21 protein-coding genes are annotated in these 25270 nt (G+C 73.9%); 8 read left to right on the forward strand and 13 right to left on the reverse strand.

What is annotated here, in order from left to right; genetic code table 11:
- Positions 1–53: 53 nt before the first annotated feature.
- Positions 54–1607, reverse strand: coding sequence for an ABC transporter substrate-binding protein (locus AB0K92_RS21975; protein ID WP_365925298.1), 1554 nt, complete (start codon positions 1605–1607; stop codon positions 54–56).
- 288 nt (positions 1608–1895) lie between these two features.
- On the opposite strand from AB0K92_RS21975, the gene AB0K92_RS21980 reads away from it, so the two are divergent.
- From AB0K92_RS21980 to AB0K92_RS22000, 5 genes are all read left to right on the forward strand, one after another.
- A complete protein-coding gene (locus AB0K92_RS21980) occupies positions 1896–2873 on the forward strand; it encodes a TauD/TfdA family dioxygenase (protein ID WP_365925300.1) in 978 nt (325 codons plus the stop codon).
- A complete protein-coding gene (locus AB0K92_RS21985; protein WP_365925302.1) occupies positions 2870–3868 on the forward strand; it encodes an ornithine cyclodeaminase family protein in 999 nt (332 codons plus the stop codon). Before AB0K92_RS21980 ends, AB0K92_RS21985 begins: the two co-directional genes overlap by 4 nt.
- Positions 3859–5238: an alanine racemase gene (locus AB0K92_RS21990; RefSeq protein WP_365925304.1), complete on the forward strand. Its 1380-nt coding sequence runs from the start codon at positions 3859–3861 to the stop codon at positions 5236–5238. The genes AB0K92_RS21985 and AB0K92_RS21990 overlap by 10 nt, the downstream gene beginning before the upstream one ends.
- Positions 5239–5250: 12 nt before the next feature.
- Complete coding sequence (locus AB0K92_RS21995) at positions 5251–6390, forward strand: cysteine synthase family protein (protein ID WP_365925306.1); 1140 nt, start codon at positions 5251–5253, stop codon at positions 6388–6390.
- Between the two features lie 80 nt (positions 6391–6470).
- Positions 6471–7862, forward strand: coding sequence for an MATE family efflux transporter (locus AB0K92_RS22000; RefSeq protein WP_365925308.1), 1392 nt, complete (start codon positions 6471–6473; stop codon positions 7860–7862).
- Between the two features lie 15 nt (positions 7863–7877).
- On the opposite strand, the gene AB0K92_RS22005 is transcribed toward AB0K92_RS22000, so the two are convergent.
- The 3 genes from AB0K92_RS22005 to AB0K92_RS22015 form a co-directional block, all read right to left on the reverse strand.
- Entirely contained in the window at positions 7878–8318 is a 441-nt protein-coding gene (locus AB0K92_RS22005; protein ID WP_365925310.1) for a DUF6299 family protein, read from the reverse strand.
- A gap of 120 nt (positions 8319–8438) precedes the next feature.
- Positions 8439–8837, reverse strand: coding sequence for a RidA family protein (locus tag AB0K92_RS22010; RefSeq protein ID WP_365925312.1), 399 nt, complete (start codon positions 8835–8837; stop codon positions 8439–8441).
- Complete coding sequence (locus AB0K92_RS22015; RefSeq protein WP_365925314.1) at positions 8834–10375, reverse strand: acyl-CoA dehydrogenase family protein; 1542 nt, start codon at positions 10373–10375, stop codon at positions 8834–8836. Before AB0K92_RS22015 ends, AB0K92_RS22010 begins: the two co-directional genes overlap by 4 nt.
- A 146-nt stretch (positions 10376–10521) precedes the next feature.
- On the opposite strand from AB0K92_RS22015, the gene AB0K92_RS22020 reads away from it, so the two are divergent.
- Both AB0K92_RS22020 and AB0K92_RS22025 read left to right on the forward strand, forming a co-directional pair.
- Positions 10522–12219, forward strand: a complete 1698-nt coding sequence (locus AB0K92_RS22020) for an AMP-binding protein (protein WP_365925316.1) — start codon at positions 10522–10524, stop codon at positions 12217–12219.
- A gap of 1 nt (position 12220) precedes the next feature.
- Positions 12221–13051, forward strand: a complete 831-nt coding sequence (locus tag AB0K92_RS22025; RefSeq protein WP_365925318.1) for a PaaX family transcriptional regulator C-terminal domain-containing protein — start codon at positions 12221–12223, stop codon at positions 13049–13051.
- On the opposite strand, the gene AB0K92_RS22030 is transcribed toward AB0K92_RS22025, so the two are convergent.
- Positions 13035–15398: a bifunctional salicylyl-CoA 5-hydroxylase/oxidoreductase gene (locus tag AB0K92_RS22030; protein WP_365925320.1), complete on the reverse strand. Its 2364-nt coding sequence runs from the start codon at positions 15396–15398 to the stop codon at positions 13035–13037. The two genes, AB0K92_RS22025 and AB0K92_RS22030, sit on opposite strands and share 17 nt — an antisense overlap.
- Positions 15383–16210, reverse strand: coding sequence for an enoyl-CoA hydratase family protein (locus tag AB0K92_RS22035; RefSeq protein WP_365925322.1), 828 nt, complete (start codon positions 16208–16210; stop codon positions 15383–15385). The genes AB0K92_RS22030 and AB0K92_RS22035 overlap by 16 nt, the downstream gene beginning before the upstream one ends.
- Positions 16211–16462: 252 nt before the next feature.
- Between AB0K92_RS22035 and AB0K92_RS22040 the strand changes: the two genes are divergently transcribed.
- The gene (locus AB0K92_RS22040) at positions 16463–16912 is read left to right on the forward strand and encodes an ATP-binding protein (RefSeq protein WP_365925324.1); all 450 of its coding nucleotides are present in this window, start codon (positions 16463–16465) and stop codon (positions 16910–16912) included.
- On the opposite strand, the gene AB0K92_RS22045 is transcribed toward AB0K92_RS22040, so the two are convergent.
- The 7 genes from AB0K92_RS22045 to AB0K92_RS22075 all read right to left on the reverse strand — a co-directional run.
- Positions 16860–18305, reverse strand: coding sequence for an amino acid permease (locus AB0K92_RS22045; protein WP_365925325.1), 1446 nt, complete (start codon positions 18303–18305; stop codon positions 16860–16862). The genes AB0K92_RS22040 and AB0K92_RS22045 overlap by 53 nt on opposite strands.
- A gap of 137 nt (positions 18306–18442) precedes the next feature.
- Positions 18443–19450 carry an ornithine carbamoyltransferase gene (gene argF / locus AB0K92_RS22050; protein WP_365925327.1) on the reverse strand — a complete coding sequence of 336 codons (1008 nt, stop codon included), beginning with the start codon at positions 19448–19450 and terminating at the stop codon, positions 18443–18445.
- A gap of 101 nt (positions 19451–19551) precedes the next feature.
- Positions 19552–20775, reverse strand: a complete 1224-nt coding sequence (locus AB0K92_RS22055) for an arginine deiminase (protein ID WP_365925329.1) — start codon at positions 20773–20775, stop codon at positions 19552–19554.
- Positions 20776–21357: 582 nt separating this feature from the next.
- Positions 21358–23052, reverse strand: a complete 1695-nt coding sequence (locus AB0K92_RS22060; protein WP_365925331.1) for an HEXXH motif domain-containing protein — start codon at positions 23050–23052, stop codon at positions 21358–21360.
- 244 nt (positions 23053–23296) lie between these two features.
- On the reverse strand, positions 23297–23536 hold the full coding sequence (locus tag AB0K92_RS22065) for a hypothetical protein (protein WP_365925333.1): 240 nt from the start codon (positions 23534–23536) through the stop codon (positions 23297–23299).
- Positions 23537–23637: 101 nt separating this feature from the next.
- A complete protein-coding gene (locus tag AB0K92_RS22070) occupies positions 23638–24756 on the reverse strand; it encodes a caspase family protein (RefSeq protein ID WP_365925335.1) in 1119 nt (372 codons plus the stop codon).
- Positions 24753–25270, reverse strand: a 518-nt coding sequence (locus tag AB0K92_RS22075) for an alpha/beta fold hydrolase (RefSeq protein WP_365925340.1), incomplete at its 5' end; no start/stop codon positions are given. The genes AB0K92_RS22070 and AB0K92_RS22075, both read right to left, overlap by 4 nt.

The raw sequence follows: 25270 nt of genomic DNA on the forward strand, positions 1-25270 counted from the left end.
GGCGGGGTGCCGCGCCGGCCCGGTCGTGCGGGGCGGCGCGGCGGTGTCGGTCGTCAACGGGCCAGCCATGCCCGCTCGAGCTGGACGCGTCCGTAGCCGGGCAGCTTGGGCAGCCCCTGGACGGCGGGTGCGGCGAGGTCGATGCCGTCGGCCATGCCCCACAGCAGGTAGCCGGAGCGTTCGTGCTGGATCTGCTGGAGTTCGCGCAGCTGCCGGGCGCGGGCGGTGGCGTCGGCGGTGGCCATCGCCTTCTCGTAGGCGGTGTCGAACTCCTCGTCCTGCCAGCCGGATTCGTTCTGGCCGCTGTCGGAGACCATGGTCTTGCTGGCGAAGAAGACGACGGAGTCGTTGGTGCCCCAGTAGGTGGTGTAGAGGTCGCCCTTGAGCCAGGTCTTGTCCCAGAAGACGGCGGATTCCTGCTTGACCACCTTGACCTTGACGCCTGCCTCGCGGACCTGGGAGGCGAAGAGGGTGGCGGATTCGGCGAGTCCGGCGATGTCCTCGGTGGTGAGCAGTTCGTAGGTCCTGGAGGTGTCGAAGCCGGCTTCCTTCAGCAGCCGCCTGGCCCGGGCCAGGTCGCGGGTGCGCTGGGGGATGTCCTTGGCGTAGGCGGGGTCGCCGGTGCCGAGGATGTCGTTGGCGACGCTGCCGTAGCCGGAGAGGACCTGCTTGACCATGGCCTCGCGGTCGACGGCGAGCCGCAGGGCCTCGCGGACCTTCGGGTCGGCGAAGGGGCCGTCGGCGGTGCGCATCACGAGGGGCATGGCCATGTCGTTGGGCCGGCGGACGGTCCGGATGTCCCCCCGGCTCTCGGCGGTGCGGGCGGCGACGGCGCCGACGTTGGAGGCGAGGTCGATCTGCCCGGAGAGCAGGGCGTTCGCCATCGCCTGGGGGGATTCGAAGATCTTCACCTCGATGGCGTCGAGGTGGACGTCGCCGCCGTACCACTTGGCGTTGCGGACGAGGCGGGCGTTGCCGCCGCGGAACCAGTCGAGTGTGAAGGGGCCGGTTCCGGGGGCCTTGGCTATGTCCTTGTCGGTGGTGCCCTCGGGTATGACGAAGGTGGTCAGGCGGGTGAGCTGGGGCAGTTCGGCGTTGGGGTAGTCGGAGACGAGGACGACGGTGCCGTCGCCGTCGGCGGTGATGTTCTTCGCCTGGATGCCGGGGAGCCGCGACGCTCCGGAGGGCGTGGCGCGCAGCCGGCGCAGGGAGAACACGACGTCGCCGGCGGTGACGGGGGTGCCGTCGTGGAAGGCCGCACCCTTGGCGAGTGTGAATCGCCAGGTCTTCAGATCGTCGGAGGGCTGCCATGCGGCGGCGAGCCGGGGCACGGTGTTCGGCTTGGTGCCGGGCACGGTGAGGGTGTCGTATACGAGGCTGAGGATCAGGTAGTCGCTCTCGTTGGCCTGGGTGCCGTGCGGGTCGCGGGTGATGGCGCCCGCGCGGCCGAGGGCGCCGACCCGCAAGGTGCCGCCGCGGCGGGGCTTCGTTCCGGCGCCGGGGGACCCGGCGGTGTCGTCGTCACTGCCGTCCCCGCAGCCGCCGAGCAGCGCGGTGGCGGTCAAGGCGCCGCCCGCCCCCAGCAGTTGACGTCTCGTCAGATCCACGTTCGTCCTCGATTTCACCCGGTGGGTCACTTGCTGAGGTTTGCCTACCCTGCCTTGCGGGGGGCGCACAAGGGCGCACGGCGTGACATTGAACAAGCTTAGGTAAGCCTTGCCTACACCTTACGTGTTGGCTATGTTTCTCGACGGCCACCAAGCGGCTACGGACCGTGACAAGCCCTGGAAGGCCACCGCAAGAGCCCGTTCGCCATCGGAAAGCGCTGTCCGAAACAGCGCCACGGAAACGCCCTCAGCCTCCGGAACGGACAACTCACCATGCCCACGGGAGCCTTGCCCGTACGTACCCTCACACCCGACCAGGCGGCGGAACTGCGCACCGCCGCCGAGACCCTGCTGCACCACTTCTCCGGCTCGCCCGCCGACCCGGACCTGCTCGCCGAACTCCCTTACACGGCCGCCACGTTGAGCGACGGCATCCGGGACGCCTGCCGCCCCGCCGGCACCCCCGACGGACTGTTCGTCCTGGCCGGCCTGGAGGTCGACGACCGCGCGCTCGGCCCGACACCCGCCCACTGGTCGAGCGCCGGCGGCGCGGGCGCGGTGCACGACGTCGAACTGCTGCTGCTCTCCGCGGTGATGGGCGTCCCCCTCGCCTGGGAGGGCCAGCAAGAGGGCCGGTTCGTGCACGACATCGTGCCCTCGCCGGGCCACGAGGAGGAGCAGACCGGCGCCAGCAGCACCGTGCTGCTCAGCCCGCACACCGAGGACGCCTTCCATCCCGGCCGCGCCCATCTGCTGCTGCTGTCCTGCCTGCGCAACCCGGACGCGGTGGCCACCACGGCCGCGAGCGTGCGCCGGGTCCGGCTGTCCGGTGACGACCTACGGCTGCTGTCCCGCCCGGAGCTGCCGATCCTGCCCGACGACGCCTACGCCGAGGCGCGCGGCCACGCCGGTGACCCGCAGCCCGTGCCGACGCTGTGGCAGTCGCCGGACGGCCTCACCCTGCGCTTCGACCCCGCCTACACCCCGCTGGAGCGGGCCGGCACCGCACACCGCGCCGCCTACGAGCGGCTGACGGACGAGCTGTCCCGGGTCGCGACCGCGGTCAGCCTGGAGCCCGGCCAGGTCCTGGTCGTGGACAACGACCTCGTGGTGCACGGCCGGGTCCCCTTCATGGCCCGCTACGACGGCACGGACCGCTGGCTGAAACGTTCCTCCGTGCGCGTTCCGGGGCGTCGTACCCGCCCCCCGGCGGAACGCTTCGAACACGGCTACGGACAGAAGGTTCTGGAGGCTTACGACGCATGACCGCCACCCACGCTTCGGACACCACCCTGCGCATCCTCAGCACCAGTGACGTCGCCGGCATCGAGATCACCCTCGCCGATGTCGTCGCCGTGGTGGAGCAGGCCTACGGCACCCTGGCCGCGGGCCGCTCCGACAATCCGCGCAAGCTCACCGTGAAACCCGAGGACGGCCACTCGGTGGCGTACGCGATGCTCGGCCGGGACGGGGAGCGCGGGGTCGTCGCCGTCAAGACGTCGTACAAGTACGGCCTGCACGAGGACCGCGACAAGCAGCACTACTACACGACGCTCACCCTCTACGACGACGCCACCGGACTGCCGGTCGCGATGATGGACTGCGGCCGCGTCGGCGCCCTGCGCACCCCCGCGGTCTCCGCGCTCCTCGCCCGCGAACTGGCCGCCCCCGGCGCCCGCAGCGCGCTCGTCATCGGCACCGGCACCCAGGGCCGGCTCGCCCTGCCCTTCCTGCTGACGACCATGCCGCGGCTGGAGCGGCTGATGGTCTTCGGCACCCACCCGGACGGCATACGCGCGGTGCGCGAGCAGCTGCACGCCCACTTCCCCCGACGCGAGCCGGAGATCGTCACCGATCTGCGCGCCGCCGCCGAGGACGCCGACATCGTCCTGGCCACCGCCGGACCCCACACCCCCGCCTCCGTCGACGCCGACTGGCTCAAGCCCGCCGCGCTGTCCGTGCTCGTCGGCTACGGCATCGCGCCGTCCACCCTGCACCGCGCCGACCGGGTGATCGCCACCAGCGCCGCCCAGATGCGGGTCACCGGCACCGACATGGCCGACGCCGACGGCCAACTGCGCGACGTGGACGCCGAGTTCCCCGAGGTGCTCACCGGCCGGGCGGCCGGGCGCACCGATCCGGAGCAGCGGATCTTCGCCTACAACAGCGGGCTGGTCGTCACCGACATCGCGCTCGGCCACCGCTTCGCCGAACTCGCCCTCGCCCAGGGGCTCGGCACGGTGGTGCCGCTGTGGCAGTGACCGGAGTGACCGCTCCCGCCGCGCCCTCGCTGCCCGGCCGGCAGGCACCCGAGACGCGGGCACTGCTCGCCGCCGGGCCGCTGCTGCACGAGCTGAGCCACGGCCTCGGCGGGCCGTACCACGTGCTGTTCCCCGGCCCCTTCGACGCCAACGCGGCGGCCTTCCGGCGGGCGTTCGCCGAGGCGGGCGTCGCCGGGCGGGTCTACTACGCCAAGAAGGCCAACAAGGCCGCCCTGTACGCCGAGCGGGCCGCCGTGCTGGGCCTCGGCGTCGACGTGGCCGGCCTCGGGGAGCTGCGCGAGACCCTGGCCTGCGGGGTGCCCGCGCCCGACGTGGTGGTGACCGGGCCCGCCAAGGCGGACGACCTGCTGCGGGTCGCCGTGCTCCAGGGCGCGCTCGTCGCCGTGGACGCCCTCGACGAGCTGGACCGGATCGCCCACGCGGCGGCCGAACTGGGCCGCACCGCACGGGTCTTGCTGCGGCGGCTGCCGCCCGCCCAGCCGCACAGCCGGTTCGGCATGGACGCGGAGGAACTGGAGACCGCGCTGCGCCGCTGCGCCGACGCGCCGCTGGAACTGGAAGGCTTCAGCTTCCATCTGTCCGGCTACGACCTCCCGGCGCGCGCCGACCTCGCCGGGGAACTGGTGCGGCTGTGCCGGCACGCCCGCACCCTGGGACTGCGCGCCGACCGGATCAGCATCGGCGGCGGCTTCCCGGTCGACTACGCCGACGGCGACGACTGGCGCCGGTTCACCGAGGAGCAGCGGCCCGAGCACTATCACGCGCGCAAGACCTTCTCCGGTGGCTTCTACCCGTACCACTCCCCCGTCGCCGGGGCCGACGCGCTGCGCGCGATCCTCGCGGCGGTGCCCGCCGGGGAGGCCGACCCGCTGGCCGCGCTGCTGCGCGCGGCCGGGGTGACGCTGCTGGTGGAGCCGGGCCGGGCACTGCTGGACCAGGCCGGGTGCACGGTCTTCCGGATCCAGGGCGTCAAGGAGCGCGACGGGTACGCGATCCTCACCGTGGACGGCAGCAGCCTCAGCCTGTCCGAGCAGTGGTTCGAGAGCGAGTTCCTGCCGGACCCGGTGCTGGTGCCGCGCGCGCCGTCCCCCGAGGGCACCCACGAGGCCTGCGTCGGCGCCGCGACCTGCCTGGAGTCCGACATGCTCACCTGGCGGCGGGTGCCCTTCCCGCACCGGCCGGCCGTGGGCGACCTGCTGGTCTACCTCAACACGGCGGGCTACCAGATGGACTCCAACGAGTCGCCCTTCCACGAGCTGCCGCTGCCGCCGAAGGTCGTCGTCGAACCCGCCCCCGGCTCCGCCGATCCCGCCGCCCGTCCCCGCTGGCGCCTCGACCGCCACCCGTAGGGAGTTCCCACCATGGACCACACCCTGGACCGCGCCCCCGGCCACGCCCCCGACCGTGCCCTGGACAGCGCCCCCGGCCACGCCCCGAATCCCGCCCCCGCCGCCCCCGCCCCCTTCCACACCCCGGACCACGCCCTCCACCGTCCGCCGATCGTCCGCCGGGTCACCGAACTCATCGGCGCCACGCCCCTGTTCGAGCTGTGCCGCACCCGGGACGGCAGCCGGCTGCTGCTGAAACTGGAGCAGTTCAATCCCACCGGCACCGCGAAGATACGCATGGCCCGGCAGATGGTCCTCGACGCGGAGGAGCGCGGGCTGCTGCCCCCCGGCGGCCGGATCGTCGAGTCGACCTCCGGGAACACCGGACTGGGCCTCGCCGTGGTCGCCGCCGAGCGCGGCTACACCTTCACCGCCGTCGTCGACCACCACGCCGCCGCCGACAAGCTGCGCGCGATGAAGGCGCTGGGCGCCGAACTCGTCTACGTCGCCGACGAGGGCGACGAGGAGCTGGCCACCGCCGCCCGCGAGGAGTTCGCCGAGAAGCTGGCCGCCGAGTCGCCGGGCGCCTACTTCACCGAGCAGCACAACAACCCGGCCAACGGCGACGGTTACCGGCCGGTCGCCCATGAGCTGCACGCCGCCCTGGACGGCCGTATCGACGTCCTGATCGGCGCCGTCGGCACCGGCGGCGGCCTGTTCGGGACCGGCGGCGAGCTGCGCAGGACGGTGCCCGGGGTGCGGATCGTCGGGGTCGAGCCGAAGGGGTCGATCGCCTTCGGGCCGCCGGCGCACGACTACTACCAGTCCGGCACCGGCACCCCCGAGGGCGCCACCATCGGCGCGATGGTCGACTACGACCTGCTCGACGAGGGGGTCAAGGTCGGTGACGTGGAGGCGTTCGCCACCTGCCGGGTCGTGGCCCGCCGCACCGGGCTGCTGATCGGCGGATCGGCGGGCGGGGTGGTGTACGAGGCGCTGGCCCGGCTCTCCTCACAGCCGCCGGGAACGACTATGGTCGCGCTCGTCAACGACGGCGGGGAGAAGTACCTGGACACGGTGTTCGACGACGACTGGATGGCCGCGCGCGACCTCGTCGACCGCGATGTGGAGCGCGAGGTCGACGCGCTGCTGACCAAACTCCGCCACGCCTGACCCGCCCACGTCCGACACCGCCACGCCCGACGCCGCCAGGCCCGACTCCCCCACGTCTAGAGGAAGTTCGCGTAGATCCGATGCCTCCCGCCCTGACCCGTCTGCTCACCGACAGCCGCGCCCTCGCCACGCTGGCGGTGCCGCTCGCGCTCACCCAGCTCGCGCAGGTCGCGCTGACCACCACCGACACCGTCATGATGGGCCTGATCGGCACCGAGGCCCTGGCGGCCGGCGGCCTGGCGATGGTGATCTTCAATCAGCTGCGCACCATGGGCGTCGGTCTGGTGACCGCCGTCGGCAACCAGGTCGCCGCGGCGGACGCGCGCGGCGAGCAGGACGGCTCCGAGGCGGCGCGGGAGGACGTCCGTGACCTGGTCCGGGCGAGCCTGCTGCTGTCCACCCTGGCCGGGCTCGCCGGCGCCGTACTGATGATCCTGATCGGACACGCCGTCGTCTGGCTCGGCCAGGACCCGGACGTGGTCGACGCGGCGAAGCCGGTGCTGTACGCGATGGCGCCGGGGCTGCTGCCCTGCCTGTGGTTCCAGGCGATCCGGCAGTTCACCGTCGGCATGCGCCGCCCGCAGGCGCTGCTGCGCATCACGATCGCCTCGATCGCCGTCAACGCGGGCCTGAACTGGGTGTTCATCCACGGCACCTGGTTCTTCCCGAAGCTCGGCCTGCCCGGCGTCGGCCTGGCCACGACCTCGGTGTACGCCCTGTCGTTCCTGGCCCTCTACCTGTCGGCCCGGCGCGATCCGCAGCTCGCGCCGGTGCTGTCGCTGAGCATCTGGAAGACCCGCCCGGCGACGCTGCGCCGGCTGACCGCGCTCGGTACGCCGATCGCCGCGACGTACGGCTCGGAGGCGGGGTTCTTCTCCGTCGTCGCGCTGCTGGTGGGCAGCTTCGGGCCGGCCGCGCTGGCCGCCCACACGGCCGTCAACCAGCTGGTGTACATCGTGTTCCAGATCGCCGTCGGCCTCTCGCACGCGGCCTCGATCGGCGTCAGCCGCGAACTGGCCCTCGGCAACGCGGCGGCGGCACGGCGGCTCCAGCACACGGCGCTGGCGTGCGCGGCGGCGGTGATGGCGGTGGTCGGACTCGTCTACCTGACCGTGCCGAAGCTGGTGCTGGCCCCGTTCTTCGAGTCCGGCGAGGTGCGGGCGGTGGACATCGCGACGCAGCTGCTGCTGGTGGCGGCGGTGCTCCAGTTCTTCGACTGCGCGCAGAACATCGGGGTGGGGCTGCTGCGCGGCCTGGACGACACCAAGGGCGGCTTCCGGGTCACCCTGGTCGGCTACTGGCTGGTCGGGCTGCCCGCCGCCGCGCTGCTGGGCTTCGCGGCGGGCCTGGACACCCTCGGCGTCTGGCTCGGCCTGCTCACCGGGCTCGCCACCACCGCGGTGCTGCTGCTGCGGCGGTTCGGGCGGGGCATCGGCCGCCTGAGCACGACCTCTGCTCCGGCGGCCGTCTGATCCCGCGCCGAACGGTCAGGACGCGACCAGGGTGACGTCCTGCTGCGGCGACACGGCGTGGAAGCGGGGCAGCAGCAGGCCGCCGCTGGTGTCCAGCTCCACCAGCGTCGCCTCGGCGCGGGCCGGGCCCGCGGTGAGCGTGTCGCCCAGCGTCCGGCCGGTGTTGACCCACTGGCGCAGCGTGCCGTCGCACACCGCCCGCGTGCCGCCGATGCCGTGCCGCACCGCCTTCCCCGGCGACGACTGCACGAGCGAGGAACCGACGAACACCGGGCCGCTGCCGCCGGTGCAGCGGTAGGTGCCGGACAGCGTGACGGTACCGTCGGCGGCGATCCGCGCCAGCGGGTCGACGGTGACCGTCTCGGACGGCTCGGCGACCGCCGGCGTGACACCGGCACCGGCGACCAGCGCCAGGCTCGCGGCGGCGACCACTCCGAGAAGCGGGCGAACAGACATCGGGAACCTCCTGTGATGGGACTTCCACAGGTACCGGCCCCACGCCCCCACCGGTGTGATCATCACTCTTTCAGTGGCGCGTCACGGTCTCGGTCACGGTCACGGTGTCGGAGCACGGTCTCAGGTCAGCACAGCGAAACCGTCCAGCTCGACCAGGGCCTCGGTGTCCCAGAGGCGGGTGACCTCGACGACCGCCATGGCCGGGTAGTCGCGGCCCGCCGCACGGCGCCAGATACGGCCGAGTTCGGGGGCGCGGGCGCGGTAGGCGGTGAGGTCGGTGGTGTAGACGGTGACGCGGGCGAGGTCGGCGGGGGTGCCGCCGGCCGCGTGCAGGGCGGTGAGGAGGTTGCCGAGCGCCCGCTCGAACTGTTCGGGCAGGGTCTGGCCGGTGATCCTGCCGTCGGGGTCGAGGGCGGTCTGGCCGGCCAGGAAGACCAGCCGGGTGCCGGTGGCGACGACGGCGTGCGAGAAGCCGGTGGGCGGGGAGAGGTCGGGCGGGTTGACGCGTTCGGCGGTCACGGGGCCTCCCGGTACAGCTCCTTGGCGATGATGCCGCGCTGGATCTCGCTCGCCCCCTCGTAGATGCGGGGCGCGCGCACCTCGCGGTAGAGGTGTTCGAGCAGATGGCCGCGGCGCAGGGCACGCGCCCCGTGCAGCTGGACGGCGCGGTCGACGACGTACTGCGCGGTCTCGGTGGCGAGGAGTTTCGCCATCGCGGCGCGCCGGGGCACGTCCGCGGCGCCCGCGTCGTACGCGGTGGCCGCCGCGTACACCATGAGCCGGGCCGCCTCGACCCGCAGGGCCATCTCCGCGACCTGGTGGGCGACCGTCTGCTGGGCGCTGAGCGGGCCGCCGAAGGCCTGGCGGCGGGCGGTGTGGGCGACGGTCGCGTCGAGGGCGGCCTGGGCCATCCCGACGGCGAAGGCGCCGACGCTGGGCCGGAAGAGGTTGAGTGTCCCCATGGCGACCCGGAAGCCCTGGTCGGGCTCCCCCAGCACGTCATCGGCGGTGACCGGTACGGCGTCGAAGTCGAGCGCTCCGAGGGGGTGCGGGGAGAGCATGTCGAGCGCGGTGCCGCTCAGTCCGGGCCGGTCGGCGGGCACCAGGAACGCGGTGATCCCTCGCGCGCCCGCGCCGGGTGTCGTCCGCGCGAAGACGGTGTAGAAGTCGGCCTCGGGCGCGTTGGAGATCCAGCACTTGCTCCCGGTGAGCCGCCAGCGGGCGCCGCCGTCGGGGGCGGCGGCGAGGGCGTCACCGAGGGCGTCCGGTGCGGGGGCGGTGAGGGGGGTGCCGGGAGCGTGGGGGGTGAGGGGGGTACGGGGTGGCACGGGGACCGGGGTGTCCGCCGGGCCGTCGGCGAACCGGCCGTCTGCGGCGCGTACGGCGCCCCTACGGGCCTCGTGGCCGGCGGCGCGCGAAGCCGTGGCCGGAGCCGTGCCCGGGTCGGGCAGCGGGGCCGGGTCGGTGGCCGAGTCGGTGTCAGTGGCCGGGACCGGGCGGGTGTCCACGCGGGCGCGCCACGCGTCCGTGCCCGCCGTGCCTGTCGTGCCCGCCGTGCCTGTCGTGCCCGCCCCGGCCGCCGTGCCCGCCCCGGCCGCCGTGCCCGCCCCGGCCGCGCCCCGCCCGCCGGGGTGGCCGCGGCCAGCCGCCTCCGGCTCGGCCGCCAGGGTGAGCGCCGCCGCGTCCGAGCCCGCCTCCGGTTCCGTGAGGGCGAAGGCTGCGATCGCGGTGCCCCGGCGGACGGCGGGGAGCCAGCGGGCGCGCTGGGCGTCGGTGCCGTGGGCGTGGACGGGGTGGGCGCCCAGGCCCTGGAGGGCGAGCGCGGTCTCGGCCTCGGTGCAGACCCGGGCGAGGGACTCACGCATCAGGCACAGGTCGAGCGCGCCGGAGGTGAACAGCCGGTCCAGCAGCCCGAGGCGGCCCAGTTCGGCGACGAGGGGGCGGTTGACGTGACCGGGTCCGCCCTTCTCGGCGAGCGGGCGCAGCCGTTCGGCGGCGAGGGCGCGCAGCTCGGCACACCAGGCGGTGCGGTCCGGGTCGAGTGAGAATGCGGGCACGTGCGGTCCTCCCTCTCGAAGGCTGACCCTCACCCGAACGGTATCGCGCCCCGTTGACTGCCGTCACCAAGACGATACGCTCCAGGTGCGACCGCGACCGCGAGGCCCACCCACCCGACGCCCACCCGGCAAGGGGGCGAACCGCCATGGACCGCCCGACCCACTCGGCCCGCCCGACCCACGCGCACCGCCCGGCCGACCGGCACCACCCGTCCGGCCCGGCCCGCCCGACCCGCTCCGCGCACGTCGACACCTTCGCCCGCGACCACCTCCCGCCGCCCGGCCAGTGGCCCGAACTCCGCTTCGACCTGCCGGAGCTGCGCCACCCCGAACGGCTCAACTGCGCCGCCGCGCTGCTGGACGGTCCCCCGGACGACCGCCCCGTCTTCCACACCCCCGACGGCCCCACCTGGACCTACGGCGATCTGCGCGCCCGCGTCGACCGCCTCGCCCACCTCCTCACCGGCGAGCTGGGCGTCGTCCCCGGCAACCGGGTGCTGCTGCGCGGCCCCACCACGCCCTGGCTGGCCGCCTGCTGGCTGGCCGTCCTGAAGGCGGGGGCGATCGCCGTCACCGTACTGGCCCAGCAGCGCCCGCACGAGCTGGCCACGATGTGCGAGATCGCCCGGGTGCGGCACGCCCTGTGCGACATCCGCGCGGTCGACGACCTCGCCAGGGCCGCGATACCGGGCCTGCGGATCACCACGTACGGCGGCGACGGCCCGGACGACCTGCTGAACCGGCCCACGCCCGCGACGCCGTACCCGGCCGTGGACACCGCCGCCGACGACGTGGCGCTGATCGCCTTCACCTCCGGCACCACCGGCCGCCCGAAGGGCTGCGCGCACTTCCACCGTGACGTGCTGGCCATCGCCGACACCTTCGCCCGGCACGTGCTGAAGCCGCGCCCCGACGACGTCTTCGCGGGCAGCCCGCCGCTCGGGTTCACCTTCGGCCTCGGCGGTCTCGTCGTGTTCCCGCTGCGCGCGGGCGCCAGCGCCCTCCTCCTCGAACAGGCCAACCCCGCCCGGCTCCTGCCGGCGATCGCCGAGCACCGGGTGTCGGTGCTGTTCACCGCCCCGACGGCGTACCGCGCGATGCTCGCCGGCCTGGACGGCCACGACCTGTCGTCGCTGCGCCGCTGCGTCTCCGCGGGCGAGAACCTGCCGGAGGCCACCTGGCACGCCTGGCACGAGCGCACCGGGCTGCGGATCATCAACGGCATCGGCGCCACCGAGCTGCTGCACATCTTCATCTCGGCCGCCGACGAGCACATCCGGCCCGGCACGACCGGGGTGCCGGTGCCCGGCTGGCAGGCGCGCGTGCAGGACGCGAACGGCGAGCCGGTCCCCGACGGCGAGCCCGGCCTGCTCGCCGTGCGCGGCCCGGTCGGCTGCCGCTATCTCGCCGACCCGCGGCAGACGGAGTACGTCCGCGACGGCTGGAACATCACCGGCGACACCTACGTCCGCGAGAGCGACGGCTACTTCCGCTACGTCGCCCGCGCCGACGACATGATCATCTCCGCCGGGTACAACATCGCGGGCCCCGAGGTCGAGGAGGCGCTGCTGCGCCACCCCGACGTCGCCGAGGCGGCGGTCGTCGGCCGGCCCGACGAGGCGCGCGGGGCGGCCGTGGTGGCGTATGTCGTCGTCGGTGAGGGCGCCGCGCGGGACGCCGAGGCGCTGCGCGCGTTCGTCAGGAAGGAGCTGGCGCCGTACAAGTGCCCGCGCGAGATCGTCTTCCTGGACGCGCTGCCGCGCACGGCGACCGGCAAGCTCCAGCGGTTCCGCCTGCGGGCCGAAGCCGAGGACCGGGGACCGGCGGCCACCGGCACGACCTAAAATGATCAACGTGTCCGACCAGCACGCTCCCCGGTCCCTCATCGTCACGCTCTACGGGGCGTACGGCCGCTTCCTCCCCGGCCCGGTGCCCGTCGCCGAGCTGATCAGGCTGCTGGCCGCCGTCGGCGTGGACGCGCCCTCGGTGCGCTCGTCGGTCTCCCGGCTCAAACGGCGCGGCCTGCTCGTCCCCGCCCGCACCGGGCAGGGCGCCGCCGGGTACGCGCTGTCCCCGGACGCCCGCCAGCTGCTCGACGACGGCGACCGGCGGATCTACGCGGCCGTGCCGCCCGAGGACGAGGGCTGGGTGCTCGCCGTGTTCTCCGTCCCGGAGACCGAACGGCAGAAGCGGCACGTGCTGCGCTCCCGGCTGGCCGGACTGGGCTTCGGCACGGCCGCGCCCGGCGTGTGGATCGCCCCGGCCCGGCTGTACGAGGAGACCCGGCACACCCTGCAACGGCTGCGCCTGGAGGGGTACGTCGACCTCTTCCGCGGTGAGCACCTGGGTTTCGCGGCGACCGCGGAGGCGGTGGCCCGCTGGTGGGACCTGGCCGCCATCGCCAAGGAGCACGAGGCGTTCCTGGACCGGCACGCGCGGGTGCTGAGCGACTGGGAGCGGCGGTCCGACACCCCGCCCGAGGAGGCCTACCGGGACTATCTGCTCGCCCTCGACTCCTGGCGCCATCTGCCGTACGCCGACCCGGGGCTCCCGGCCCGGCTGCTGCCGGAGGACTGGCCGGGGGCACGCTCGGCGGCCGTGTTCCGCGGGCTGCACGAGCGGCTGCGCGACGCGGGGGCGGCCTTCGCGGGCGTTCCCGTCAACTCCGCAGACTGAGGCGGGGCTTGGGCGCGTCGGTACGCCCCGTGCGGGGCCGCCTGCTGCCCGCGCGGTAAGGCGCCGGCCAGACGACGCCCGGACCCTCGTAGCCCTGTTCGGCCGCCGCGTGCAGCGTCCAGTGCGGGTCGTACAGGTGCGGGCGGGCCAGCGCGCACAGGTCGGTCCGCCCGCCCAGGATGAGGGAGTTGACGTCGTCCCAGGAGGAGATCGCGCCGACGGCGACGACCGGGACGCGGGCCTCGTGGCGGATGCGGTCGGCGAACGGGGTCTGGTAGGAGCGTCCGAACCGCGGCTGCTCGTCGGCCACCACCTGCCCGGTCGACACGTCGATCGCGTCGGCGCCGTGCGCGGCGAAGGCACGGGCGATCTCGACGGCGTCGTCGGCGGTGGTGCCGCCCTCGGCCCAGTCGGTGGCGGAGATCCGCACGGTCATGGGCCGCTCCCCGGGCCATACGGCGCGTACGGCGTCGAAGACCTCCAGCGGGAAGCGCAGCCGTCGCTCCAGACAGCCGCCGTAGGCGTCGGTGCGGCGGTTGGTGAGCGGGGAGAGGAAACCGGAGAGCAGATAGCCGTGCCCGCAGTGCAGTTCGAGCAGGTCGAACCCGGCGCGCGCGGCCCGGCCGGCGGCGGCCGCGAACTGCTCGCGCAGATCAGTGAGTTGCGCGCGGGACAGCTCGCGCGGCGTCTGGCTGCCCGGCTTGTACGGCAGCGGGGAGGCGGCCACGAGCGGCCAGTTGCCGTCGGGCAGCGGCTCGTCGATGCCCTCCCACATCACCCGGGTCGAGCCCTTGCGCCCCGAGTGGCCGAGCTGCACGCCGATCGCGGTGCCCGGGGCCTGCCGGTGCACGAAGTCGGTGATCCGCCGCCAGGCCACGGTCTGCCTGCCGGTGTAGAGGCCGGCGCAGCCGGGGGTGATCCGCCCCTGCTCGCTGACGCACACCATTTCCGTCATCACCAGTCCGGCGCCGCCGAGCGCCCGTGCGCCCAGGTGGACGAGGTGGAAGTCGCCGGGGACGCCGTCGACCGCCGAGTACATGTCCATGGGCGAGACGACGACCCGGTTGCGCAGGGTCAGCCCGCGCAGCCGGAACGGGGTGAACATCGGCGGCGTACCCGGCGGGCAGCCGAACTCGCGCTCCACGGCCTCGGTGAAGCGGGCGTCGCGCAGCCGCAGGTTGTCGTGGGTGACGCGGCGGCTGCGGGTGAGCAGGTTGAAGGCGAACTGGCGGGGCGGCTGGTCCCGGTACAGGGCCAGGTTCTCGAACCACTCCAGGCTGGCGCGGGCCGCGCGCTGGGTGGAGGCGACGACCGGCTTGCGCTCCTCCTCGTAGGCGGCGAGCGCCGTGTCCAGGGACGGCTGTTCGTCCAGGCAGGCGGCGAGGGCGAGGGCGTCCTCGACGGCGAGCTTGGTGCCGGAGCCGATGGAGAAGTGCGCGGTGTGGGCGGCGTCGCCGAGGAGCACCAGGTTGCCGGCCGACCAGTGTTCGTTGACGACCGTGCGGAACCGCGTCCAGGCCGACTTGTTCGACTGGAGCGGACGGCCGCGCAGGGCGTCGGCGAAGATCTTGGCGCAGCGGTCGACGGAATCCCGCTCGTCCATGTCGTGGAAGCCGGCGGCGCGCCAGACCTCCTCGCGCATCTCGACGATCACGGTGGAGGCGTCGGGCGCGTAGGGGTAGGCGTGCAGCTGCATCACGCCGTGTTCGGTCTCGGCGATGTCGAAGCGGAACGCGTCGAAGGCGAAGTCGGCGGCGAGCCAGATGTAGCGGCAGCGGTGGGGGGTGAGGTGGGGGCGGAAGACGTGGGCGTAGGCGTCGCGGGTGGTGCTGTGGAGGCCGTCGGCCGCGATGACCAGGTCGTGGGACTCGGTGAGCCGGGCGGGGTGCGGGGCCCGGGAGCAAAAGCGCAGGTCCACGCCGAGGGTCCGGCAGCGCTCGTGCAGGATCTGCAGGAGGCGTTTCCTGCCGAGGGCGGCGAAGCCGTGGCCGCCGGAGGTGTGGCGGGTGCCGCGGTGGGTGATGTGGATGTCGTCCCAGCGGACGAAGTGGCGCTGGAGGGCTTCGTGGACGACGGGGTCGGCGTGTTCGATGCCGCCGAGGGTCTCGTCGGAGAGGACGACGCCGAAGCCGAAGGTGTCGTCGGGGGCCTTGCGTTCCCAGACCGTGACGGCGCGCCGCGGGTCGAGGCGTTTGAGGAGGGCCGCGGCGTAGAGGCCGCCGGGGCCTCCGCCGATGATCGCGATGCGCAGGGGGTGGCTCGGCGTCCCGGGCGGCTGCGGGTGTCGGGTGGCTGATCGCGCAGTTCCCCGCGCCCCTGGGCGAGTCGTGGTCACCGTCCGCTCCATTTCGGGGGGCGCTTTTCGGTGAACGCCTTGTGGAACTCCCGGTAGTCGTCGCCGGTCATGAGGAGCGCCTGGGTCGAGGCGTCCAGTTCGACGGACGCGGCCAGGGGCATGTCCAGCTCGGCGGTGAGGAGGGCCTTGGTCTGGGCGTACGCCAGGGCGGGGCCCTCGGCCAGGCGGTGGGCCAGGGTCCGGGCGGCCTCGTCGGCGCCGCCGTCGTCGGCGAGGTGGCTGATCAGGCCGATGCGTTCGGCTTCCGCGGCCCGGACCGGTTCGCCGAGCATCAGCAGGCGGGTGGCGTGGCCGAGGCCGACGACGCGGGGCAGCAGGTAGGCGGCGCCCATGTCACCGCCGGAGAGGCCGACGCGGGTGAAGAGGAAGGCGAAGCGGGCGGTGGGGTCGGCGACGCGGAAGTCGGCGGCGAGGGCGAGGACCGCGCCGGCGCCCGCGGCGACGCCGTGCACCGCCGCGATCACCGGGAAGGGGCACTCGCGGATGGCGCGGACCACCTGGCCGGTCATCCGGTTGAAGTCGAGGAGCCGGGCGGTGTCCATGGCGAGGGTGGCGCCGATGATCTCGTCGACGTCGCCGCCGGAGCAGAAGCCGCGCCCCTCACCGGCCAGGACCAGGGCGCGCACGGCCCGCTCCCGGGACAGCTCGGCGAGCAGGTCCCGCAGGTCGGCGTAGGCGCCGAAGGTGAGCGCGTTGAGTTTCTCGGGGCGGGCGAGGGTGACGGTGGCGACGCCGTCGGCGAGGCCGACGCGCAGATGCCGCCAGCGGGGGGTGCGGGCGGCGGAGCCGGTGAAGGGACTCATGGCGGACGGCCTCCTCGGCAGAGGGAGGGTGCCTCATGAAGTTATCACTCATACGTGACTGTCGTCATGAGTGCGCGATATGCCGGGCGGGCAGATGTCACGGTGTGACCGGACGTCGCCCGCCCGACCACAGCCCGGTAACGGGTTGGCGCCCCCCGGAGGGCTTCGGCGGGCCGCCCCGTACCATCGGTTGTCGACAGCAGGACAGCCTGTGCCCGACTGCGGGAGACCTGCGCCACGAACGGACTCGCCTTGCCCGAACGCCCCTCACCCCCCGCCTGCTGGCGCGTCGCGCTGCCGCACTCGACGGCGGCCGTGCCCGTGGCCCGCGCACTGGTCCGTACCGCCCTGGCCGAGCTGGAGCACGCGAGCGACACCGACACGGCCGAGCTGCTGACGGCGGAGCTGGTCGCCAACGCCGTCGAGCACACCGCGGGGGACGCCCCGATAGAGCTGGTCGTGGAGGTGCTGCCGAACGGCTGCACGGTCGAGGTGCACGACCCGGACCCGGAGCCGCCCGGCGACCTCGCGCACGCGGCCGACAGCGAGCCGGACCTCTGGGAGGAGGGCGGGCGCGGACTGCTGCTGATCCGCGCCCTCAGCTCGGCGTGCGGTCACCGCCCCACCGAGTCCGGCAAGGCGGTGTGGTTCAGACTGGCTGCGGTACCGCGTCAGCGTCAGTGGCGTCAGCGTCCGGCGTGACCCCGGTCCGCGCCAGCCGCGACCTGCGGCGCCCGTAGCCGAGGTAGACCAGCAGGCCGACGACGAGGAAGACGGCGAACTGCACCCAGGTCGTCCAGCCCGTCTCGTACATCAGGTACAGGCAGCAGCCGACGCCGAGCAGCGGCAGCACGGGGTACAGCGGCACCCGGAAGGTGCGGGGCAGGTCCGGCTCGCGGCGGCGCAGCGCGATCACCGCGACGTTGACGGCGGCCATGACCGCGAGCGTGCCGATGGTGCACAGGTTGACCACGGCGTCCAGCGAGGAGAAGGCCGCCGGGACGGCGAAGACGACCGCGATGATCAGGGTGCCCGCGACCGGGGTGGCGGTGCGCGGCGAGACCTTCTCGAAGACGGCCGGGACCAGGCCGTCGCGGGCCATCGACATCAGGATGCGGCTCTGGCCGTACATCACGGCGAGCACCACGGAGGCGATGGCGACGACCGCGCCGAAGGCGATGATGCCGCCGCCGATGCCGGAGCCGGTGACCTCGTTGACGACGTACGACAGCGCGGCGGGCTGCCCGCCGACCGCGTCGCCGCCGATGGCGCCGGTCGCGGCGAGGGCCACCGCGCAGTACAGCAGGGTGACCAGACCGATGCAGACGAGGATCGCGACGGGGATGTCCCGGCGCGGGTTCTTGGCCTCCTCGCCGGCCGTGGTGATCGCGTCGAAGCCGATGTACGAGAAGAAGGCGGCCGTGGTGCCGGCGCCGATACCGGCGAGGCCGGCGGGCGCGAACGGCATCAGGTTGCCGTCCTGGAAGGCGCTGAAGCCGATCGCGCAGAAGGCGACGAGGATGGCCAGCTTGAGCACGGCCATGGCGGCGGTGGCGCGGGCGCTCTCGCGCACGCCCCGCACCAGCAGCAGGGCGGCCATGGCGATGACGATGACCGCCGGGAGGTTCACGGCGCCGCCGTCGCCGGGGCTCGCGGAGAGCGCGGCGGGCAGCTGGACGCCGATCAGGCTGTCGAGGAGTTCGTTGACGTACTGGCTCCAGCCGACCGCGACCGCGGAGACGGAGACGCCGTACTCCAGCAGCAGGCACCAGCCGACCAGGAAGGCGGTGGTCTCGCCGAGTCCGGCGTAGGCGAAGGAGTACGAGGAGCCGGAGACCGGGATCGCGCCGCCCAGCTCGGCGAACGCGAACGCGGTGAACACGCAGGTGATCGCGGCGAGGACGAAGGAGACGACGACGGCCGGGCCGGCCTGGGCGACCGAGTCGGACAGGCCGACGAAGATGCCGGTGCCGACGATCGCGCCGACGCCGAAGCAGATCAGCTGGAACAGGCCCATCGTGCGGCGGAGGCCGTGACCCTCGCGGTCGGCGCCGGATTCGGCGACCAGGAGGGCGGGGGATTTGATGCGGGGCATGCGGGTGGTGCTCGTTTCTGGGGACGGACATGCGCCCGGGTGGGGGCGCGCGGCGGCTCCGGAAGGGGTGGCTCCGGGCCGCCGGACAGCATAAGGCCCGGTCAGGCGGGCGGGATACCGCGTGTGACGCGCTCCGCTCAGGCGAGCGTGGCGACGAGGACGGCCTTGATGGTGTGCAGCCGGTTCTCGGCCTCGTCGAAGACGACCGAGTGCGCCGACTCGAACACCTCGTCGGTGACCTCCAACGACTCCAGGCCGTGGCGCTCATGGATCTCGCGGCCGACCTCGGTGCCCAGGTCGTGGAAGGCGGGCAGGCAGTGCAGGAACCGCACGTCCGGGTTGCCGGTGGCGCGCAGCACGTCCATCGTGACCGCGTACGGGCCGAGGGCGGCGATCCGCTCGTCCCAGACCTCCTTGGGCTCGCCCATGGAGACCCAGACGTCGGTGGCGACGAAGTCGGCGCCGCGCACACCCTCCGCGACGGACTCGGTGAGGGTGATCCGGGCGCCGCTCGTCCCGGCCAGCTCGCGGGCGCGGTCGGTGATCTCCTGGGCGGGCCAGTAGGACTTCGGGGCGACGATGCGGACGTCCATGCCGAGCAGGGCGCCGGTGATCAGGTAGGAGTTGCCCATGTTGAAGCGGGCGTCGCCGAGGTAGGCGAAGGCGATCTCCTTGACCGGCTTGGTGGTGTGCTCGGTCATGGTGAGCACGTCGGCGAGCATCTGGGTGGGGTGCCAGTCGTCGGTGAGACCGTTGTAGACCGGCACCCCGGCGTGCGCGGCCAGCTCCTCGACGCCGGCCTGGCTGTCGCCCCGGTACTCGATGGCGTCGAACATACGGCCGAGGACGCGGGCGGTGTCCTTCACGGACTCCTTGTGCCCCATCTGCGAGCCGGAGGGGTCGAGGTAGGTGGTGCGCGCGCCCTGGTCGGCGGCGGCGACCTCGAAGGCGCAGCGGGTGCGGGTGGAGGTCTTCTCGAAGATCAGCGCGATGTTCCTGCCGCGCAGATACTGGGTCTCGGTCCCGGCCTTCTTGGCCGCCTTCAGCTCGGCGGCCAGCTCGATCAGCCCCAGGAACTCCTGCTCGGTGAAGTCGAGCTCCTTGAGGAAGTGACGGCCGGCGAGGGCGGTCGGGACGGTCGCCATGGGGCGCTCCAGGTACGGGGACGACGGCAGGACGACTGGAAGTCTATACGACTCTTCACATGACTATGCGGAGCGTGTCCCGTTGCCGGCCCGGCCGGTGCTCATACGGCGTCCCGCTGCACCGGACAGCTCATACAGCGCGGCCCGCCCCGGCCCCGGCCCAGCTCGCTGCCCGGGATCTCGATCACCTCGATGCCCTGCTTGCGCAGATGGGTGTTGGTGGTGGAGTTGCGCTCGTAGGCGACGACCACGCCGGGCTCGACGGCGAGGACGTTGCAGCCGTCGTCCCACTGCTCCCGCTCGGCGGCGTGCACGTCCTGGGTGGCGGTCAGCACGCGGATCTCGCTGAGGCCGAGCGCGGCGGCGATGGCGCGGTGCATGTGCTCCGGCGGATGGTCGGTGACCTTCAGCTCCTTGTCCTCGGTGCCGGGTTCGATGGTGTAGGAGCGGAGCATGCCGAGACCGGCGTACTGCGTGAAGGTGTCCCCGTCGACCATCGTCATCACGGTGTCGAGGTGCATCAGGGCGCGCCGCTTCGGCATGTCGAGCGCCACGATCGTCCGGGCGGAACCGGCCGCGAAGAGCTTGTGCGCGAGCATCTCGACGGCCTGCGGGGTGGTGCGCTCGCTCATGCCGATCAGGACGGCGCCGTTGCCGATGACGAGGACGTCGCCGCCCTCGATGGTGGACGGGTAGTCGGCCTGTCCCTCCGACCAGAGGTGGAAGTCCTCGCGGCGGAAGAGCGGGTGGTGGCGGTAGATCGCCTCGAAGTGCACGGTCTCCCGCTGGCGGGCGGGCCAGCGCATCGCGTTGATGGAGACGCCGTCGTAGATCCAGGCGGAGGTGTCCCGGGTGAACAGGTGGTTGGGCAGCGGGCGCAGCAGGAAGGCGTCGAGGTCCATCACATGGAACCGCACCGAGACCGGCTCCGGGTGCGCCTCCAGGAACTCCCGCTTCGTCATCCCGCCGACCAGCGCCTCCGCCAGCTCCCGGGCGGGCAGCGTCTCGAAGGCGGCGCGGAGATGGTCGGTGGCGAGCGGACCGTACTCCTTCTCGTCGAAGACCCGGTCGAGGACGAGCGCTCGGGCCGCCGGGATCTCCAGGGCCTCGGTGAGCAGGTCGCCGAAGAGGTGCACGGTGACGCCGCGGTCGCGCAGCACGTCGGCGAACCCGTCGTGCTCGGCCCGCGCCCGGCGGACCCACAGCACGTCGTCGAAGAGCAGGGCGTCCTTGTTGCTGGGGGTGAGCCTTTTGAGCTCCAGATCCGGCCGGTGCAGGATGACGTGGCGCAGCCGCCCGGCCTCGGAGTCGACATGGAATCCCATGCCTCCATCCTGACCATTCGCGCGCCTGTTCACCCCCCTTTCGCCACCACCACCGCGTCGAGCGGTTCCGCCCCGAGGACTGCGGGCCGGCCTCCATCCCGCGCGGCGCCGCAGCCCCCATCCCCGACCCCATACGTACGCGCCACCACCCCACCGCTCGGAAGCCGAGCGGGGTCGGTGAACAGCCCGCCACGCGGCATCCCACGCCCCACATGCGGCAACCACTCGAGCGTCCGCCCACCGCCCCGGCGCGGCGCGTCACCCCCTGTCTCACCGCCCCGCAGGCGAGCAGCGCATCAAGGCCGGCCGCACGCCCCCGCCCGGACACGGCGTGGGCGCCCCGGCCCTCCGCGTACACACCACCCACGCCCCGCCCGAGCGATTGCCCGCCGCCCCCGCGCGTGCACGTCACCCACGCCCCGCCCGAGCGATTGCCCGCCGCCCCCGCGCGTGCACGTCACCCGCACCCGCCGCGGGCGACCGGCCCCAGCCGCACGCGTGCGCCTCCCGCGTCCAGCACCGCACCGCTCGCCACGGGAGGCGCCCAGGGAGCCACACCCAACTGCCCCGAACCGCCGGAGGCTAGCCGCTGGGCTGGGGCTGGAGGAGTTCCGGGCGGGCCAGGAGGCGGCGGGTGGTGGGGCCGGGGTTCTTGGTGGCGTGGGCGACGATCCAGCCGGCCAGGAGGTGGGGGTCGGCGGGGTGGGCGGTGAGGGCGTCGGCGTAGTGGGTGAGCGCGGTGGCCGGGTCGGCGGCGGCGAGGTGCTCGTCGGCGGTGCGCGGGGCGGTGGGGCGGACGGCGAAGGCCTGGGTGCGCCGGTCGGGCCAGTGCTCCCGGTCGGGCCGCAGGCGGGGCACGGCGCCGGGCCCCGGTGCGACGTTGCGCAGCCGCCACTCGGTGCGGTGGAGCGCGGCGGCCGTACGGGCCCGCGCGAGGGCGTCGGGGGCGACGGGCTCGCGCAGCCAGGCGTCCAGGGTGCGGGCGAGTCCGGTGACGAGCCGCCGGCCGGGCGCGGTGAGCCGGCCGCTGTTCAGCAGGGTCCGTACGACCAGCCGGCTCTGCAGGCGGCGCAGTGCGAAGTGGTAGGCGGCCCGGTCGGCGTGGTCGGGCTCGGCCATCCGGTCCCGCCAGAAGCCGGCGACGGCGGTGAACGCGTACGCGCCGTGCAGCAGGCCGGTCAGATGGCGGGGGTCGGGGCGCCAGGGGGCGTAGTAGCGCTCCTCGCGGTCGTCGTCGAGGAGCGGGAAGAGGTGGAGAAGGGCGCCCAGCTTGCTGTGCTGGAACTCGTGGACCAGGGTCTCGGCGAGCGCGAGCGCCGTGCCCGGGCGGGATATCACCATGGCGCCGAAGGAGTCGCCGCTGGACGCGGACATCCACACGGTCGGCGGGGCCGGTGGCTGCGAACTGGTCCGCCCCCACGGCACGACGGCCCGGACGAGGGAGGGATCGAGCCGTCCGGGCTCACCGCTTTCCGCTCCGGCGAGCAGCCCGGCCGCCTCCTGGAACAGTCGCTGCCACGCCTCGGCCTCGTCGGCGTCGAGCCGGGCGGGCGGCAGGGGGACGTCCAGGTCCCGGTAGGGGTCGAGATCGTCGAGGGCGATGGCGACGGTTCCGTCGGGGCCGGTGTGGGTGAGGGTGCGCAGGGGGACCCAGTGCGGTTCCAGGGCTGATCCGGGTTCCACCGCCCCGGTGATCCGCACAGCGCGGGGACGGCACGCCACCGTGACCGGCCGCCCCGCGCGGCCGGGTCCGGTCAGGATCAGCCGGCCGCCCCGGATCACCGCCCTGCCGACCGCCGTCCCGGGCGGCGCGTCGGGCAGGCACACCAGGCCGAGTCCCGGCAGATGCAGCCGCCCGTCGGTGAGCGGCACCCGCAGATCGGTCTCCGTACCTGCGTGCACGGCCGCCGCCGCGGCCACCGCACAGAGCCGTCCGGCCTCCGCCCACAGCGGCGGACCGGTCGCCGAACCGCTGTGCAGGCGACGCAGGACGTGAGCGATCCAGCGGCCGGTCGCGGGGGCGAGCAGCAGCCGTTCAACGGGCTCCGGCGCCCGCGAGGCCGCTTCCTTCACGGTCTGCCAGGCCTCGGCGGCCGGGGCGAGCGGAGTGGACATCCCCTCCAGCCGGTCCAGCATCGTGCGCAGGAGCAGCAGCCGCCGTGCCCGCTCCCCCCGCTCGAGGAAGGCAATGGCCTCCGCCGAGCCTCCGCCGGTGGCCAGCTCCGCGAAGAGCCGCTCCGGCATCCGGAAGGGGGCAGGGCGCCGTTCGCTGCTCATGGCCGGGACCTCCGTCGAGTTGGCGGGCAGGGGTACCGCGCCGGGATCCCGGAGCCAGGCGCGGCCGGGGCCGGTCCTCCGGGTCCGGGCCGGCCGCGGAACCGGGTCGGATCGCCGCACGGTACGGCGCCTTGCCGAGCGAGACCGACAGCCGGGAGCAGCCGAGAAGCGGCGTCAGCGGCGTCAGCGGCGTCAGCCGTGCCGGCCCGGCCCCGCGTCGCCGGCGCGCTGCAGAGGACACGCCCTACATCCGGTCGCCATCACCGCCGCCGCCCGTCTCGCCGCCGCCTCGGACGCCGTCGTACGAACGCAGGACTTCTTCGAGCAGGCGGGCGGTGGGATCGAGCGGGTCGAGACCGTCCACGGCGGTCAACGGCAGCGCCGCCAGATCGGCCAGATCCGACTCCCAGCCGAGCACACCCGCCGTGGAGAACGGCTCACCGGCGGCGGCTTCGGCAGTGTGCAGTGCGGGCGGCTGGTCCAAGGTGCGTCCCCCTTCTCGCACGGTGGCACGCGATGCCCCGTGTCCTGTTCCATCATGGCCATTCCTGCCCGCATCTGAAACCGTACGATCACGCCACCTGATCATCCGTGACCGTCGCGGTTGCGCCCCCGTGCCTCCAACTCCCGCAGCGCGGCCCTCAGTTCCGTCTTCAGGGCGGGATCGTCGTCGAGGGCGAGCACGGCGTCGTACAGCTCCCACAGGGCGGCGGGGTGGCGCCGGGCGAGGGTGTCGAGGAGGGTGGTGGCCTCCGTGCGGGCCTTGGTGTGACGGGGCAGCGTGGCGGTGACGCGGGTGCTCAACTGACCGATCAGCGCCTGCCGTTCGACGGGGTCCCTCATCAGCGGATACGCGAGCAGCGCCTCCACCGCGCGCAGCAGCGGCGAGACCGCGCGCTCCGCGTCGCCGGGGACGGCCGGGGGCAGGATCTCCACCCGCTCCGCACTCTGCAGCCGGATCTCGGGATGCTGAAGAGTACGGCCCTCCTTTCTGAGGGCCGCGAGGCGTTCCCGGACGGCGGGAAACAACTCTTCGGGATCGGGCAGCCCCGGCAGCACGGCGGTCCGCTCCGCGAGCAGGCCGAGCAGGACGTCGGAGAAGAGTCCCGTGGCGCGCGCCGGGTCGTTGGCGGCCACCCGGCCGCGGCCCGCCGCGCGCAGCACGGTCTGCCGGTGGGCGAGATCGCGCCGCCCCACCGGCAGGGCCTGCGGCGGCAGCGGGTCCCGGAAGTTCAGCGCCTCCTCGAAGCTCTCGCAGGCGTCGACGATCCACAGCTGCTCGGCGAATCCGGCGACGGCGTCCCCCGCGTACCGGGTGAGCGCGGAGTCCAGGTCGATGCCGACCTTGTCGGCGGTGGTGGCGTCGGAGCAGAACAGCCGCAGACCGCCGGACCGGTCCAGCACGCCGTGCCCGCCCCACCACACCCACAGCACGTCCCCGGGGTCGGCGGGCAGCTCGCGGACCAGGACGCGGCGCAGGGTGGCGTGGTCGGCGGGCGCGTACGGCACGTCGGGGACGTACGGCGCGAGCGGGGCGAGGTGCAGCCGCAGCCGGTGCCCGGGCACCCCGGCCGCCCGCAGCAGCCGGTGGAAGGCCACGGCGTCCCGGGCGGGGCCGGGCAGCGCCCAGTCCTCCCCCGCGTCGTACCGCTCGATGCCGACGATCAGCGCGCGCACCCGGTCAGGGTCGAGGGGGCCGGTCACGGCAGCCGCTCCACGATGTGCCGGTACACGTCCGGGTTGGTCCAGTAGGCGCTGTGCGAGGCGGGGAACGGCTGGCGGCTGTCGACGGCGACGTCGGTGACCCGGCCGGGGAACAGCGGGCCGCCCAGGTAGGCGAGGAGGTCGCGCGGGTCGTACAGGTTCAGCCAGTCGGGGACGTGCGCCGGCAGCGGTGCGGGGTGCTCCAGGGTGGGCAGGGAGCCGGACTCGTAGAGGAACGGCGCCTGCGATCCGGCGGTCACCAGCAGCCGTACGGCGGGCAGCGGTGCGCTGATGAGGGTGTCCAGGGCGATGATCCCGCCGAGGCTGTGTCCGACGAGGACGACGGGCGGCTCCAGGCCGGTTACCAGGTCGCGCAGGCCGGCGCGGACGGGGGCGCCGCGGCTGAGGTAGCGCAGGACGTCCCCGGCGGCCGGGTGGGCGGCCTGCGTCAGGGCGCGTCTGCGGCGCAGCGCGGCCCGGGAGGCGGCCGCCCTGAGGAAGTCCCAGCAGCTCG

This window comes from Streptomyces sp. NPDC052687 (genome assembly GCF_040678395.1).
Taxonomy (GTDB): Bacteria; Actinomycetota; Actinomycetes; order Streptomycetales; family Streptomycetaceae; genus Streptomyces.